18 protein-coding genes are annotated in these 14199 nt (G+C 63.7%); 12 read left to right on the top strand and 6 right to left on the bottom strand.

Annotated elements, in window-relative coordinates; translation table 11 throughout:
• Window positions 1–31 precede the first annotated feature (31 nt).
• The 6 genes from ACFT1A_RS08370 to ACFT1A_RS08345 all read right to left on the bottom strand — a co-directional run bounded on the left by ACFT1A_RS08370 (window position 32) and on the right by ACFT1A_RS08345 (window position 3199).
• The gene (locus ACFT1A_RS08370) at window positions 32–337 is read right to left on the bottom strand and encodes a DUF1416 domain-containing protein (protein WP_003939797.1); all 306 of its coding nucleotides are present in this window, start codon (window positions 335–337) and stop codon (window positions 32–34) included.
• A gap of 2 nt (window positions 338–339) precedes the next feature.
• Window positions 340–1173 carry a sulfurtransferase gene (locus ACFT1A_RS08365; RefSeq protein ID WP_003939859.1) on the bottom strand — a complete coding sequence of 278 codons (834 nt, stop codon included), beginning with the start codon at window positions 1171–1173 and terminating at the stop codon, window positions 340–342.
• A 74-nt stretch (window positions 1174–1247) separates the two neighbouring features.
• A complete protein-coding gene (locus ACFT1A_RS08360) occupies window positions 1248–1718 on the bottom strand; it encodes a DUF4395 domain-containing protein (RefSeq protein WP_378446590.1) in 471 nt (156 codons plus the stop codon).
• Between the two features lie 131 nt (window positions 1719–1849).
• Window positions 1850–1936 (bottom strand): putative leader peptide, encoded by an 87-nt coding sequence (locus ACFT1A_RS08355; protein ID WP_350318872.1) that lies wholly within the window; start codon window positions 1934–1936, stop codon window positions 1850–1852.
• 10 nt (window positions 1937–1946) lie between these two features.
• Window positions 1947–2423: a thioredoxin family protein gene (locus tag ACFT1A_RS08350; RefSeq protein ID WP_378446589.1), complete on the bottom strand. Its 477-nt coding sequence runs from the start codon at window positions 2421–2423 to the stop codon at window positions 1947–1949.
• Window positions 2420–3199, bottom strand: a complete 780-nt coding sequence (locus ACFT1A_RS08345) for an LmeA family phospholipid-binding protein (protein ID WP_347874593.1) — start codon at window positions 3197–3199, stop codon at window positions 2420–2422. Before ACFT1A_RS08345 ends, ACFT1A_RS08350 begins: the two co-directional genes overlap by 4 nt.
• A gap of 141 nt (window positions 3200–3340) precedes the next feature.
• Here ACFT1A_RS08345 and ACFT1A_RS08340 point away from each other — a divergent pair, with 141 nt between their 5' ends.
• From ACFT1A_RS08340 to ACFT1A_RS08285, 12 genes are all read left to right on the top strand, one after another.
• Complete coding sequence (locus ACFT1A_RS08340) at window positions 3341–4093, top strand: response regulator transcription factor (RefSeq protein ID WP_003939728.1); 753 nt, start codon at window positions 3341–3343, stop codon at window positions 4091–4093.
• 1 nt (window position 4094) lies between these two features.
• A complete protein-coding gene (gene mshD, locus ACFT1A_RS08335) occupies window positions 4095–4994 on the top strand; it encodes a mycothiol synthase (RefSeq protein ID WP_378446588.1) in 900 nt (299 codons plus the stop codon).
• A 193-nt stretch (window positions 4995–5187) separates the two neighbouring features.
• Complete coding sequence (gene pstS / locus ACFT1A_RS08330; RefSeq protein WP_378446956.1) at window positions 5188–6306, top strand: phosphate ABC transporter substrate-binding protein PstS; 1119 nt, start codon at window positions 5188–5190, stop codon at window positions 6304–6306.
• Window positions 6307–6374: 68 nt separating this feature from the next.
• A complete protein-coding gene (gene pstC / locus ACFT1A_RS08325; RefSeq protein WP_378446587.1) occupies window positions 6375–7466 on the top strand; it encodes a phosphate ABC transporter permease subunit PstC in 1092 nt (363 codons plus the stop codon).
• Between the two features lie 3 nt (window positions 7467–7469).
• Entirely contained in the window at window positions 7470–8378 is a 909-nt protein-coding gene (pstA, locus tag ACFT1A_RS08320) for a phosphate ABC transporter permease PstA (protein WP_003940100.1), read from the top strand.
• A gap of 58 nt (window positions 8379–8436) precedes the next feature.
• The gene (pstB, locus tag ACFT1A_RS08315) at window positions 8437–9213 is read left to right on the top strand and encodes a phosphate ABC transporter ATP-binding protein PstB (RefSeq protein WP_230814665.1); all 777 of its coding nucleotides are present in this window, start codon (window positions 8437–8439) and stop codon (window positions 9211–9213) included.
• Window positions 9214–9494: 281 nt separating this feature from the next.
• A complete protein-coding gene (gene ureA / locus ACFT1A_RS08310) occupies window positions 9495–9797 on the top strand; it encodes an urease subunit gamma (RefSeq protein WP_003939800.1) in 303 nt (100 codons plus the stop codon).
• Window positions 9794–10264 carry an urease subunit beta gene (gene ureB, locus ACFT1A_RS08305; protein WP_007733849.1) on the top strand — a complete coding sequence of 157 codons (471 nt, stop codon included), beginning with the start codon at window positions 9794–9796 and terminating at the stop codon, window positions 10262–10264. Before ureA ends, ureB begins: the two co-directional genes overlap by 4 nt.
• On the top strand, window positions 10261–11970 hold the full coding sequence (locus ACFT1A_RS08300) for an urease subunit alpha (protein WP_378446586.1): 1710 nt from the start codon (window positions 10261–10263) through the stop codon (window positions 11968–11970). Before ureB ends, ACFT1A_RS08300 begins: the two co-directional genes overlap by 4 nt.
• Window positions 11971–11974: 4 nt before the next feature.
• A complete protein-coding gene (locus ACFT1A_RS08295; RefSeq protein ID WP_378446585.1) occupies window positions 11975–12664 on the top strand; it encodes an urease accessory protein UreF in 690 nt (229 codons plus the stop codon).
• Window positions 12657–13394: an urease accessory protein UreG gene (ureG, locus tag ACFT1A_RS08290; RefSeq protein ID WP_378446584.1), complete on the top strand. Its 738-nt coding sequence runs from the start codon at window positions 12657–12659 to the stop codon at window positions 13392–13394. Before ACFT1A_RS08295 ends, ureG begins: the two co-directional genes overlap by 8 nt.
• Window positions 13394–14131, top strand: a complete 738-nt coding sequence (locus ACFT1A_RS08285; protein WP_378446583.1) for an urease accessory protein UreD — start codon at window positions 13394–13396, stop codon at window positions 14129–14131. Before ureG ends, ACFT1A_RS08285 begins: the two co-directional genes overlap by 1 nt.
• Window positions 14132–14199: the final 68 nt, after the last annotated feature.

Raw genomic sequence — 14199 nt, 5'->3', positions numbered from 1 at the left:
AGGGGTGCGGGGCCGCCTGCCGAAGCAGGAATTACTTGCTGACGGTCACGTCCACGTTGTGCACGCCCGAGCCCTCGGGAGCGACGGTGGAGGTGCCGTTGCCCGAGCTGGACAGTGCACGCACGGTCCACTCGCCCGGAGCGGCGAAGAAGCGGAAATCGCCGGTTCCCGATGCCACGACCTCGGCCGTGAACTCTCCGGAGCCGTCGAGCAGACGCACGAATGCGCCGCCGATGGGCTGGCCGTCAGCCGCGAGGACGCGGCCGGTGATGACCGTTTCCTTCTCGACGTCGACGCCGGCAGGCAGGGTCTGGCCCTGGGTAGGTGCTCCACACATGATCAGGCTCCCAATTCGATCGGTGCGCCGACGAGTGAGCCGTATTCGACCCAGCTGCCGTCGTAGTTCTTGACGTTGTTCTTGCCGAGGATCTCCTGCAGGACGAACCAGGTGTGGCTCGAGCGCTCGCCGATGCGGCAGTAGGCGATCGTTTCCTTGGTGTCGTCGAAGCCCTTCTCCGCGTACAGCTTGGCGAGGTCGTCGTCCGACTTGAAGGTGCCGTCCTCGTTGGCGGTGGTGCTCCACGGGATGTTGATGGCGCCGGGGACGTGGCCGCGCTGCTGTGCCTGCTCCTGCGGAAGGTGCGCGGGGGCGAGGATCTTGCCGGAGAACTCGTCAGGGCTGCGAACGTCGACGAGGTTCTTGCTGCCGATGGCGTCGATGACCTCGTCGCGGAATGCGCGGATCGAGAAGTCGGGGGTCTCGGCCTTGTACTGAGTGGCTTCGCGGTTGACGGCATCCTTGGAGAGCGGGCGTCCGTCGAGTTCCCACTTCTTGCGGCCGCCGTCGATCAGCTTGATGTCCTGGTGGCCGTACAGCTTGAAGTACCAGTACGCGTACGCGGCGAACCAGTTGTTGTTGCCACCGTAGAGAACGACGGTGTCGTCGTTCGCAATGCCCTTGGCGGAGAGCAGATCCGAGAACTGCTCCTGGTTCAGGAAGTCGCGTCGGACGCCGTCCTGGAGGTCCTTGCGCCAGTCGAGCTTGACTGCACCCTCGATGTGGCCGCCGTCGTATGCGCTGGTGTCCTCGTCCACCTCGACAAAAACGGTCTTGGGGGTGTTGAGGTTCTGCTCAGCCCAGTCAGCGGAGACTAGGACGTCGGAGCGAGCCATGGTGTTCCTTTCGATGTGGTCTTGCATCGGTCGATATCTAGCAGGGGTTCAGCAGGGTTGTGTGGCAAGCGCTTTCACGCGGTGGTAGCGCGGCCGGTATTTCGCAGCCTTGCGACGAGTGGGTAGATCTGGCAGCCGAGGCAGATGCCGAACGCGGCGTTGAGCAGGGCCGCGAACAAGGCGAAGCCGGTGGCAACGGTGCCGACGATCGTCGACCCGGCCAGGAAACCGACCGTGCCGGCGAGTGCGAAGACGAAGCCGACGAACTGCGCGAAGCGAAGTGGCGCTACGGGTTCGCGTTCGCTGACCGGCGAGATTCGCGGCGCGACGAGCTTGCCGAAGATCTGGCCGTACGGGCTGCGCTTGGGGCCGAGTACCGCTCCGATCGCGAAGACGATCGCCTGCAGGGCGAGAAGCGCGGTGGCGGCGGGCAGAGAGAAGGTCGAGAGAATGAGCGTGAGTACGAGTACGCCGGTGGTGACCCATGCTGCGAATCGAGGTCCGCGGACGTCGACTTGCTCGAGTTGGGGTGTGGTTGTGGACATCGGGAGTGCTCCTGCGCTGGATTGCATGGTGCTTGCCTGGACCGAGAAAACGGGGACGCAAAAGTCCCGTTCGGTGAATTGATCACGTGAGCGAAAGCTCGAGAGTCAGAGAGAACTGACGGATGTGGTGATCAGCAACAGGTACAGCAACAGCCCCCGAGGCGGCACAGGTCTACTGCGCGGCGTCGGGTGAGCATCAGCTCGTGGCGGGTTTGCACGTCGGCGAGTTTACCCCGAATTCTCGGATTTTGGCTCGTGGGGTCCGGATAGTGGTACGAGCGCAGCTTTCAGGTCGGCTGCGGACGGCACTCCGGACACTCGGAACTGTTCGTCGAGACCACCGTCGAGGATGAACGTGGTGGGTAGGGACAGGACGCTCATTTCGCGTGCCAGGGCCGGTTCTTTGTCGATGTCGAGTTCGATCTCCACCGGCGGGCGGGGAGCGTCGGCCATCGAAACCACGACCTGGCCGACGACGCGCCGTACTGCTGCACACGGTCCGCACCAGTCGGCGGAGAAATGCAGTACGACGGGTCCGCCGTTCGGCGACGCGACTCCGGCGGCGCTCAGCAGTTCGAGGCGGCTGTCGGTGCTGCCGGCTGCGGACGTGGCGGTGGCTCGGACCGCTCCGTTGCGCGATTTGAGAAAGAGCCCGACCGCGACGACGGCTACGAGCGCGACCAGCAGAATTGTGATCCCGGTCATCGGTTCTGCAGCTCTGCGAGATCGATCGTCGTGTTTTCGGCGCTGCCTTCGATCACGATTCTTCCGCCTTCTGCGTAGACCAGGCTCGGCTGGATTCCGTAAGGGAGTGCCTGCGGATCGATCGTGTAGCTGAACAATCCGAGGACTACGGGCTCGAGTGCTGCGGGGATCGAGAAATCGGCTTTGCCCTCAGGACCGAAGTACAGGTTGCTGGCGACGATCTTGACCTGCCCACCTTCCAGAACCAGGTTGGCCTGCACGCTCACGGCAGTCTCGACCGGGCCGACGGCAACCGTTCCGGTCAGCACGACGGCGCCCGCGGTGCTGGCGCCCGTTCCGCCGCTGCCCCCAGTGCCGTCCGACTTGTTGGCCGGCGGCGAAGATACCTGCAGGTCAGGGATGTTGAGCAGCTTTCCGAGGTCGGTGGCGTTGATTCCCATCCGGCCGTCGAGTTTGTCGACGGGGAGCTGGGTGACGTTGCCGTTCACGATGTCGGAGAAGGGCACGGTGACCCCGCGCAGGTTGGCCTCGACGGTCACTTCGCCGACCACGTCGCTCTGGACGCCGGTGGCTCTGACGTAGACGTCCTTGTACTTCCCGCCGAGTGCCTGGGTGAGGAAGGGGAACCCGTTGAAGGTGACCTCGGGGTCCGCCTCGAGTGACGCGCCGGTTCGGAGCTCGCGGGAAACCCGATACTCGGCGTACGCGGCAGCGCCGAAATCGGCCACCAGTCCGAGGCCGAGGAGGAAGACGATGCCGATGATCAGTTTGCGCACCGCACCATTGTGACGGACTCCGGTCGGGGTTCGATGCGACGGCCCCGGTACCAGGCACGCTAATGTAGTGACCGACCAAAAGCGTCGAACTACTCGAGCGTTGCCCTCGCGGGTTGCGCGGGCTACTAGATAGGAGGCCGTGTGGAACTGCTCCTCCTCACCTCCGACCCCAACCCGGAAGCTGTACTACCGGCGTTGGCGTTGCTGGCGCACTCGGTTCGGCCTGCCCCCACAGAGGTTTCCTCGCTTCTCGAAGCGAGTTCCGCGGACGTGGCGTTGGTAGATGCGCGCACCGATCTTGCTGCCGCGCGCGGTTTGTGTCGACTGCTCGGAAGCACGGGATCTGCAGTACCTGTGGTCGCCGTACTCACCGAAGGCGGACTCGTCGCAGTCAATGCCGACTGGGGGCTGGACGACATCCTGCTTCCCGGTACCGGTCCGGCGGAGGTGGACGCCCGATTGCGGTTGTTGGTCGCCCGCAGCGGCGGTGTGGCCAGTCCGGAAGCGTCGGGAAAGATCACGCTGGGCGAATTGGTTATCGACGAGGGGACGTACACGGCACGACTGCGTGGACGGCCCCTTGATTTGACTTACAAGGAATTCGAGCTGCTCAAGTACCTCGCGCAGCACGCCGGGCGGGTATTCACCCGTGCGCAGTTGTTGCAGGAAGTGTGGGGTTACGACTTCTTCGGTGGCACCAGGACGGTCGACGTCCACGTGCGTCGTCTGCGGGCGAAACTCGGCACCGAATACGAGTCCTTGATCGGTACAGTCCGAAATGTCGGATACAAGGCAGTGCGTCCGACCAGGGCCAAGGGCGGCGCAGCAGCTCCCGTTCAGTTCGAGGACGACGAAGACGTCGACTACGACGCGGCCGACGGTTCGGTGGTCTGACATGGGTTGGACCGATTCGCTGCCGGCCGGATCCGCCGAGCAGGTTTCCGCGCTGCTCGATCGCGCGACCGAGTTCGACGGCAAGGCGCCGGTCTCGGAGCAGGGGCGCCATGCCGTTGCCGGACGAGGTGCAGCACGACACTTCCTCGAGTTCGACGGCGATGCCGTCGTCGGTTACGCACAGCTGCAAGCCGGTTCGGACGAGCATCCCGACATGGCGGAGTTGGTGGTCGACCCGCAGGCGCGGCGCCGCGGCATCGGAACCAGGCTTGCCGCAGCGGTATTCGACGAGGGTCGTTCAGGCACACGCGTCTGGGCGCACGGAAACATCGACGCTGCAGTGGAATTCGCCAAGAGTCTCGATCTGGTCAGCGTGCGTGAGCTCCTCCAGTTGCGTCGACCTCTCGATGCTCCGCAGCTTCCGGAAATCGTTGTGCCCGAGGGTATAACGATGCGGACGTATCGCGGACCCGAAGACGATTCCGAGATCCTTCGCGTCAATAATGCGGCGTTCTCCTGGCATCCCGAGCAGGGTGGTTGGACCCAGTCGGAGATCGACGAGAGAACGGCCGAAGGGTGGTTCGACCCCGCCGGTCTGTTCATGGCGTTCGCGGACACCGATCCCGATACTCTTCTCGGCTTTCACTGGACCAAGGTGCACGCGCCTGAAGGTGACGATCCCGAACTGGGTGAGGTGTACGTCGTGGGCATCGATCCTGCGGCGCAGGGACGCGGTCTCGGTCGAGTGCTGACCCTGGCGGGCATGCATTACCTGCGTGATCGCGGTCTCGGAACCGTCCTTCTCTACGTCGAAGGCGACAACACTGCCGCCCTGCACACGTACGAGCGTCTCGGCTTCGATCGGTTTCACGTGGACATGGCTTACGCCCGCGCGCGCTGACGTCACAGTCGAACACGCAGAAATGTCTGGTCTGTTCATTCTCCGTTAACCATGTGTGGTCCAACCGGACACCGCGCCCGCCTACTTTTCTCTGTGGGCAGCGCCGTGTTGCCTGATGCAGATTTCAATCATTCTGCATCTCATGTCGCCGCCCGATCGTGGGCGTGGCGGTAGCGATTTCCGGAGGATCTTGGTGAATCTCAAGCGCAGTGGTGCCCTGCTCGGTGTAGTGGCCGTGGGCGCCATGACCTTGGCCGCATGTGGCAGCGACAACAACTCGTCGTCGACGGGTGTGGACGCGTCCGCATCGAACGCAACGTGCGAAGGCAAGAGCAACCTCTCTGCCGCTGGTTCCTCGGCACAGAAGAACGCCATGGACCAGTTCGTCTCCACCTACATCTCCGTGTGCCAGGAAAAGGGCAAGACGGTCAACGTCGCGTACAACCCCAGCGGTTCGGGTGACGGACGTACGCAGTTCATCGCCAAGCAGATCGACTTCGCGGGCTCCGACTCGGCCATCAAGGACGAGCAGGCGGACAAGGCCAAGGAGCGTTGCGTCGGCGGCGAAGCCTGGAACCTTCCCCTCGTCTTCGGCCCCATCGCAGTTGCATACAACCTCGAGGGCGTCGACAAGCTCGTTCTCAACGCAGAGGTTCTCGCGAAGATCTTCAACGGTGGCATCACCAACTGGAACGATCCGGCAATCGCCGCGCTCAATTCCGGCGCAACGCTTCCCGACGAGAAGATCACCGCCGTGATCCGCTCCGATTCCTCGGGCACCACGGACAACTTCCAGAAGTACCTCGACGCGGCATCGAACGGTGCTTGGACCTCGGGTGCAGGCTCCGACTTCACCGGTGGCGTCGGTGAGGGCGCCAAGGGTTCGGCCGGAGTAGCACAGGCAGTATCCACCGCACCGGGTTCGATCACCTACGTCGAGAAGTCGTTCGCAGATCAGAACAAGCTCTCGGTTGCCGAGATCAACACGGGCTCCGAGGCAGTCGAACTGACCAACGATTCGGCCGCCAAGTCGATCGCCGGTGCCAAGTTCAAGTCCGACGCCACCGGCGACCTGACGCTCGACCTCGCGTCGATCTTCAAGACCAACGAAGCCGGCGCGTACCCGCTCGTTCTCGCCACCTACTCGATCGTCTGCTCCAAGGGGTACGACGCCGACACCTCCGCAGCTGTGAAGTCGTTCCTGACCAGCGCAGCAAACGAGGGACAGGCCAACCTGGCCGAGCAGGGCTACGTTCCGCTGCCCTCGAACGTCCAGGATCGACTCAACGCATCCATCTCGGCAATCAGCTGAGCTGACCTGCGGACTCGTGCGGACAAGCCCATGGATCTACATTCAGACGTGAAGGAACGTGAGCGCACATGAGTGACGCGCCCATCACCTCGACATCTCGTTCTCCCGGCCCCGCAACCAGCGGGGCCGGGGTGGGCGGTCCGAACGGCACCACGGAGGACACGATTACTTCCACCAAGGCCCAGGCCACCGAGCAGTCACCCAAGGGTGACGGCCCGGGTGCCGGCACAGCAAAGACCGTGACCCGTCCGGGCGACCGCATTTTCAGCTCGCTCGCTTCCGGTTCGGCCATCTTCATCACCGTCGTCATCGCGGCGATCGGTGCGTTCCTGATCTGGCGGGCGATCCCCGCGCTGAGCCGGAACCAGGTCAACTTCCTGACCAGCTCCCAGTGGGTGACGCAGAACATCAACGAGATGGCATTCGGTGTCCTCGACCTCTTCCAGGTCACGGTCCTCGTCTCGCTCTTCGCGCTGGTGCTCGCGATGCCGATCGCACTGGGTATCGCGATCTTCCTGACCTCGTACTCACCCAAGTGGCTCACCCGGCCGCTGTCGTACACGATCGATCTCCTCGCGGCAGTGCCGTCCATCGTCTACGGCCTGTGGGGACTTCTCGTGTTCGCACCGGCGATCACCCCGGTCGCAGTGTGGCTCAACAAGACTTTCGGCTGGTTCCCGCTCTTCGCCGACGGCAGCGGATCGATCACCGGCGGCGGCACCATCTTCACCGCAGGCATCGTCCTGGCCGTGATGATCCTTCCGGTCATCACCGCAGTGACCCGCGAGGTGTTCATCCAGACCCCGCGATCACAGATCGAAGCTGCACTCGCCCTCGGCGCCACGCGCTGGGAAGTTGTGCGCACCACGGTCATCCCGTTCGGTAAGTCCGGCTACATCAGCGGATCGATGCTCGGTCTCGGACGCGCACTCGGAGAAACGATGGCGCTGTACCTGATCCTGCGCACCACCTCTCAGGCCTTCGGCTGGTCGCTGTTCGACGGCGGCTCGACCATCGCCTCCAAGATCGCCCTCGGCTACGCGGAGTTCAACAACGACATCCAGGCAGGCGCGTACATCGCGGCCGGACTGGTGCTGTTCGTACTGACCTTCGTCGTCAACGCGGCTGCCCGCGCAGTGATCGCCGGAAAGAAGGACTGACCCATGACCTCCACTCTGGACCGGCCGGTCAAGGCCCCCACTTTCCAAGGCGTCGGCGCCCGTCGTCGCGCCAAGGACGTCATCGCGACCATCCTGGTCAGCCTGGCAGTTGTCATCGCGCTCATCCCGTTGGTCTGGGTGCTCTTCACGGTCATCGCCAAGGGCTTGCCCGCTCTGACATCGCCGACGTGGTTCACCAACTCGCTGAGCGGATTGACGGCGTCGGCCGACGGTGGCGGTATCTATCACGCATTGATCGGCACCCTGCTGCAAGGCATCGTGTGCGCGGTCTTCTCCATCCCGCTCGGTATCTTCGTCGCGATCTACCTGGTGGAGTACGCCGATCGGAAGTCGAAGCTCGGCAAGCTCACCACGTTCATGGTCGACATCCTCAGCGGTGTTCCGTCGATCGTGGCCGCGCTGTTCATCTACGCCCTGTGGATCGCGACCTTCGGCTTCCCCAAGTCCGCGTTCGCCGTGTCACTGGCTCTGGTCCTTCTGATGGTCCCGGTCGTCATCCGCTCCACCGAGGAAATGCTGCGCATCGTCCCGATGGATCTGCGAGAGGCGTCGTACGCGCTCGGTGTGCCGAAGTGGAAGACCATCTCGAAAATCGTCCTGCCGACGGCACTTCCCGGCATCATCACCGGCGTCATGTTGGCCCTGGCCCGCGTGCTCGGTGAGACCGCACCGCTGCTGATCCTCGTCGGCTACGCGCCGTTCATCAACTTCGATCTGTTCAACGGCGAAATGGGTACTCTGCCTTCCGTCATGGTCGCCGAGATGAACAACCCCACCGACGCCGGCACCAACCGCATCTGGGGCGCAGCACTGACTCTGATCCTGCTGATCGCGATCCTCAACATCGTCGCGAAGCTGATCGGTCACTTCTCACAGGTCAGAAGCAAGTGATGCGGCCTCGGAACATGTTCGTACTCAACAGCGTCAACAACTCAGTAGGGAGCCGGTAATGGCCAAGCGTCTGGATCTCAAGGACGTCAACATCTACTACGGCAAGTTCCACGCCGTCGCCGATGTGGGCCTGTCCGTCCCGCCCCGGAGTGTCACCGCCTTCATCGGTCCGTCCGGTTGCGGCAAGTCCACCGTTCTTCGTTCGCTCAACCGCATGCACGAAGTGATTCCCGGTGCGCGCGTCGAGGGTTCGGTCTTGCTCGACGGAGAAGACATCTACGGCTCGAACGTCGATCCCGTCGGTGTTCGCAAGACCATCGGCATGGTCTTCCAGCGGCCCAACCCGTTCCCGACCATGTCCATCCGGGACAACGTCGTCGCGGGCTTGAAGTTGCAGGGCGAGCGCAGCAAGAAGAAGCTCGACGAGGTGGCCGAGCGATCCCTGCGCGGCGCCAACCTGTGGAACGAGGTCAAGGATCGCCTCGACAAGCCCGGTGGTGGCCTCTCAGGCGGTCAGCAGCAGCGTCTGTGCATCGCGCGTGCCATTGCCGTCTCGCCCGACGTCCTGCTCATGGACGAGCCGTGCTCCGCGCTCGACCCGATCTCGACTTTGGCGATCGAGGACCTGATCACCGAACTGAAGAAGGACTTCACCATCGTCATCGTCACGCACAACATGCAGCAGGCTGCGCGTGTGAGTGACCAGACGGCTTTCTTCAACCTCGAGGCAACCGGTAAGCCCGGTCAGCTCGTCGAGATCGACGACACCGAGAAGATCTTCTCGAACCCGACGCAGAAGGCCACCGAGGACTACATCTCCGGCCGCTTCGGATAGGTCCGGGGATTGCACACTGCACGACCATGTTTCACCCCCGTTTCCAACAGGAGACGGGGGTGAAACTTTTTGGTTGTGGTGATAGTTCCCACTCCGGTGCGCACAGCTGAGCGTCGTTGGGCGCCCGAATAATTCGATGAGCAGCGCAAGTGTGCCGAGTGGGTGCTGAAGTAGCCGACGATGTGAATCTCGTGGATACTGACGACGCTTCGGGCAATGCTAATCTCGGCCCGACAGCACGCTGTCGATCGATGTCGTTTCACAACCGGAAGGGCTTGTCAGTGCATCTCACCCCTTCAGATACCGAAAAGCTGCTCCTGAGCGTTGCGGGCATGGTCGCCCGCGACCGCCGCGAGCGCGGGGTACTGCTGAACTACCCCGAAGCGATGGCCCTGATCTCGTGTTGGATTCTCGAGCGCGCGCGTGACGGAATGACGGTTGCGGAACTGATGAACGCCGGTCGGCAAGTGCTCACCCGCGACGACGTGATGGAAGGGGTACCCGAGATGATTGCAAACGTCCAGGTGGAGGCCACTTTCCCGGACGGTCGCAAGCTGGTCACCGTGACGGAGCCCATTCGATGATCCCCGGTGAGGTACGTGTGTCCACCGAACCGCTCGAGTTCGGCACGGACGCGGAAAAGATCACGATGGTCGTCGTCAACGACGGCGATCGTCCCATTCAGATCGGTTCGCATCTCCATCTGCCGGCCGCCAACCCGGCGCTGACCTTCGATCGCGAAGCGGCGGACGGTTTCCGGCTCGACATCCCCTCGGGAACGTCGGTTCGGTTCGAACCGGGGGTCAGCAGGACGGTGACACTGATCGCGCTCGGCGGACTCAAAAGGGTTCCGGGCCTGCAGATCGTGCCGGACGAAGACCTGCCGACGCATGCGCGTGAGCCCAAGACCGTCATGCCGTTCGGCACACCCGGCGTGGAGGTCGAAGAGCCGTTGCGAGCGTCCTCGGTGAACGTTCGCGTGAGTGATGTTCCAGTCGAGGCGGATTCACCGGACGACGCCGCGACGACAGTTGAGAGGACAGCCGAATGAGCAGGATCGATCGACGCGGTTACGCCTCCCTGTACGGCCCGACCGCAGGCGACCAGATCCGTTTGGCCGACACAGATCTGTGGATCGAGATCGAGCACGACTACACCGCGACCGGCGACGAGATGGTCTTCGGCGGCGGTAAGAGCATCCGCGAGTCGATGGGCCAGGGTCTGACCACTCGTGATCAGGGTGCTCTCGACGTCGTCATCACCAACACGGTGATCCTCGATCACTGGGGAATTGTCCGGGCAGACGTCGGAATTCGCGACGGACGCATCGTTGCGATCGGCAAGTCCGGTAACCCAGACATCATGAACGGCGTGCACCCCAAGCTGCTCATCGGGCCGAGCACCGACGTGATCGCCGGAGAGGGAAAGATCCTCACCGCGGGTGCGATCGACACTCACGTGCACTTCCTCAGTGAAGTCGAGATGATGGAAGCACTCGCCACTGGTACGACGACGGTGGCGGGCGGCGGAACGGGGCCCACCGAAGGAAGCAAGGCAACCACCGTCACGCCCGGCGCCTGGTCGCTGACGATGATGCATCGGGCCCTCGACCACATCCCGCTCAACGTTCTTCTTCTCGGCAAGGGCAGCACCGTCAGCCATGAGGCCATGCGCCAGGAAGCTCTCGCGGGCGCAGGCGGATTCAAGGTTCACGAGGACTGGGGTTCCACTCCGGCCGCGATCGACGCCGCTCTGCGAGCAGCCGACGAGTTCGGCCTCCAGGTAGCGCTGCACGCCGACAGTCTCAACGAAACCGGTTACGTACAGCACACTTTGGACGCTATCGCCGGACGCGGAATCCACGTATTCCATGCGGAAGGTGCCGGCGGCGGGCACGCGCCGGACATCATCGTGACCGCGGGTGAGCCGAACGTTCTTCCGGCATCGACCAATCCGACGTTGCCGCATACCGTCAACACGGTTGCCGAGCACCTCGACATGCTCATCGTGTGCCATGCGCTCAATCCCCGGGTTCCGGAGGACCTCGCCTTTGCCGAGTCTCGAATCCGCCCGACAACGATTGCGGCGGAAGACTTTCTGCACGACATCGGAGCCATCTCCATCACCTCGTCCGATGCCCAGGCTATGGGCCGTATCGGCGAGGTGACACTGCGGACGTGGCAGGTGGCCCACGTCATGAAGGCCCAGTACGGAAAGCTGGGCACCAGCATGCCGGCCGACAACGAGCGTGCGCGGCGCTACGTCGCCAAGTACACGATCTGCCCTGCCGTCGCACACGGTATCGATCACGAAATCGGATCGGTCGAGGCCGGGAAGATGGCAGACCTGGTGCTGTGGGACCCCGCTTTCTTCGGTGTCCGTCCTTCTGCCGTGATCAAGGGTGGGGCGATAGTTGCTGCGCCGCTCGGTGATCCGAACGCTGCGATCCCGACCCCGCAGCCGGTGTTCGTTCGCCCGGCCATCGCGGCAACTGCGGGATCGGCGCCGCACCTGTCCACGACGTTCGTCTCGCCGATGGCCATCGAGGACGGTTTGGCCGATCGTCTCGGTCTCACCCGCACCCTCACCGGCGTTCGTCCGACGAGGCACCTCACCAAGGCGGATATGCCGAACAACACGGCACTGCCGTCCATCGACGTCGATCCGGAGACGTTTGCCATCAAGGTCAACGGCGACCTGATCGCGCCCAACCCCGTTGACGTAGTGCCGATGGCTCAGCGCTACATGCTGTTCTGAAACCATGTCAATCGAGATGGCGTCTGCCGAGATAGCGTCGATGCTCTTGGCAGACGGGCGTCTGCCTACGGGCGGCCACGCGCACTCGTCGGGGTTGGAACCGGCACTGGTGGGCGGACTCCTGCAGAGTCAGGTCCCTGACTTCATTCGCGGTCGACTCGAAACAGTAGGGCTGGTCGAGGCCGCTGCAACGGTGGTCACGCGGCGCTGGGCCGCAAGCGCGGGTAGTGCAGGCGAACTCGAGGACATCTCGAGGGAACTGCTCGCTCGGACTCCCAGCGCACCGCTGCGTGAGGCGTCGATTCAACTCGGACGCGGGCTGGCAAGGCTGGCGTCGCGATTGTGGCCGCACCACCCCGCGGTGCAGATCCTCATGGCCCTGCCCGGGCATCCGATGCGTCCGCTCGCACTGGGAGTCTTCACGGCGATCTCCGGGATGGACGACCTGCAGGCAGCTAGATCCTGTCTGTACGACGACGCACAAACGGTGGCGTCGGCAGCATTGAAGCTACTGCCGGTGGATCCGGCAGAACCGGTCGAATGGCTGCTCCGCGCCGCCTCGACCATCGAAACCGTCGCCGCGGCTGCCGTAGCAGTCGACGGCGTCACAGATATACCCGCAACAACAGGACCGTTGGTCGAACAATGGTCACTCGAACACCACGCTCGATCCAGGAGGATTTTCCGTGCTTGACAACCTGAACAACACCGCCACTGCTGCAAGAGGTTTGAGGCTCGGCGTCGCCGGACCGGTTGGCACCGGCAAAAGTACCCTCATCGCCACCATCTGCCGCGAGCTCGCGTCGGAGTACGAGATTGCGGTTGTCACCAACGACATCTACACCGACGAGGACGCGCGACTGTTGCGCGCGGCCAATGTTCTGCCGATCGAGCGCATCGTCGCAGTCGAGACGGGCGCGTGCCCGCACACGGCAATTCGTGACGACGTCACACCGAATCTCATTGCGGTCGAAGACCTCGAGCGTCAGTTCCATCCCCTCGACATGGTGATCGTGGAAAGCGGTGGTGACAACCTGACTGCTACGTTCAGTCCGGCCTTGGTCGACGCCCAGATCTTCTGCATCGACGTCGCCGGCGGCGGAGACGTCGCGCGCAAGGGCGGTCCCGGAATCGAGCGGGCAGATCTGTTGGTGGTCAACAAGATCGACCTCGCCCCGTACGTCGACGTCGACGCGGTCCAGATGGTTGCCGATGCCACGGCCGCACGTGACGGACTTCCCGTTCTCGCACTCAGCCAGAAGGATCACGCCACGATCGACCAGCTCAGCGCGTGGCTTCGCCAGGTCATCGCAGCTCATCGCGCGGGTAGTCACACCCCGCAGGATCCGGGACCGATGGCTCCGCACTTTCATGCCGATGAAGAAGACCACGACCACGGGCACAGTCACTCTCACGCTCACTGATGAGCACTGGAGCTACGCGGGTTGTCGTCGAGCGAGTGGGGGACACCGCTGTTGCGCGAGAGCTGATCTCGGGCGACTTCCTGGCCCCGCGATTCGTCGACGCTCGCGGGCTCACCGTGCGAATTGCCTTGGTAGGGCACAGCGCAACGCTGCTTGCCGGTGACGACCTGCGTATCGAATTCGTGGTCGCGCCGGGTACGTGTCTCGAGGTGATCGAGCCTTCAGGGACCGTCGCGTACAACGCGCGCGGTGGCCGGGCGTCGTGGTCGGCATCAGCGAGCGTCGGCGCGGGTGCGGCGCTGTTCTGGCGTGCGGCACCGTTTGTCGTCGCCGGCGGCGCGGATGTGACCAGGCGCGTGGATATTTCGCTGGAATCCGATGCGGTGGCGCTGCTCGACGAGATGATCGTGTTCGGCCGGACCGGCGAAACCGGCGGTGCGCTTCGCTCGGATCAGCGAATCACCGTCGACGGTGACGCGCTTCTCGTGGAAACACTCGACCTGCGTAGCGTGCCGGGCCGTTCGCTGCCGGGAATTCTTGGTGGTCATCGCGTGCTCGGTACAACCATGCTGTTGGGGATGAAGACGTCCGACGACGTCGAGGGGCACGTGACGCCGCTGGCGGGACCGGGGATGCTGGCCCGGGCTGTGGCCGACCACGCACACGAGGCGAGCGCAGCGTTGGATCCGATCTGGTCGCAGTGGCGGGCACGGGTCTCGGAGAAGTACAGCGACTGATCTGCCCGACCGTCACACTCCGGGCGGCTGCATCGTCCACTATGTGACCAGGCCGAAGAGAGCCGGGC

This window comes from Rhodococcus sp. NPDC057135 (assembly GCF_042670865.1).
In the GTDB taxonomy this organism is placed as follows: domain Bacteria; phylum Actinomycetota; class Actinomycetes; order Mycobacteriales; family Mycobacteriaceae; genus Rhodococcus_F.
Note: the sequence above shows the minus strand (reverse complement) of the source record. Positions and strands in the feature narration are given on the sequence as shown.

What these genes read in the sequence shown, in the direction of transcription:
- ACFT1A_RS08370 (WP_003939797.1), bottom strand. Translation starts at nt 337, where the DNA reads ATGTGTGGAGCACCTACCCAGGGCCAGACCCTGCCTGCCGGCGTCGAC.
- ACFT1A_RS08365 (WP_003939859.1), bottom strand. Translation starts at nt 1,173, where the DNA reads ATGGCTCGCTCCGACGTCCTAGTCTCCGCTGACTGGGCTGAGCAGAAC.
- ACFT1A_RS08360 (WP_378446590.1), bottom strand. Translation starts at nt 1,718, where the DNA reads ATGTCCACAACCACACCCCAACTCGAGCAAGTCGACGTCCGCGGACCT.
- ACFT1A_RS08350 (WP_378446589.1), bottom strand. Translation starts at nt 2,423, where the DNA reads ATGACCGGGATCACAATTCTGCTGGTCGCGCTCGTAGCCGTCGTCGCG.
- mshD (WP_378446588.1), top strand. Translation starts at nt 4,095, where the DNA reads ATGGGTTGGACCGATTCGCTGCCGGCCGGATCCGCCGAGCAGGTTTCC.
- pstC (WP_378446587.1), top strand. Translation starts at nt 6,375, where the DNA reads ATGAGTGACGCGCCCATCACCTCGACATCTCGTTCTCCCGGCCCCGCA.
- pstA (WP_003940100.1), top strand. Translation starts at nt 7,470, where the DNA reads ATGACCTCCACTCTGGACCGGCCGGTCAAGGCCCCCACTTTCCAAGGC.
- pstB (WP_230814665.1), top strand. Translation starts at nt 8,437, where the DNA reads ATGGCCAAGCGTCTGGATCTCAAGGACGTCAACATCTACTACGGCAAG.
- ureB (WP_007733849.1), top strand. Translation starts at nt 9,794, where the DNA reads ATGATCCCCGGTGAGGTACGTGTGTCCACCGAACCGCTCGAGTTCGGC.
- ACFT1A_RS08300 (WP_378446586.1), top strand. Translation starts at nt 10,261, where the DNA reads ATGAGCAGGATCGATCGACGCGGTTACGCCTCCCTGTACGGCCCGACC.
- ACFT1A_RS08295 (WP_378446585.1), top strand. Translation starts at nt 11,975, where the DNA reads ATGTCAATCGAGATGGCGTCTGCCGAGATAGCGTCGATGCTCTTGGCA.
- ACFT1A_RS08285 (WP_378446583.1), top strand. Translation starts at nt 13,394, where the DNA reads ATGAGCACTGGAGCTACGCGGGTTGTCGTCGAGCGAGTGGGGGACACC.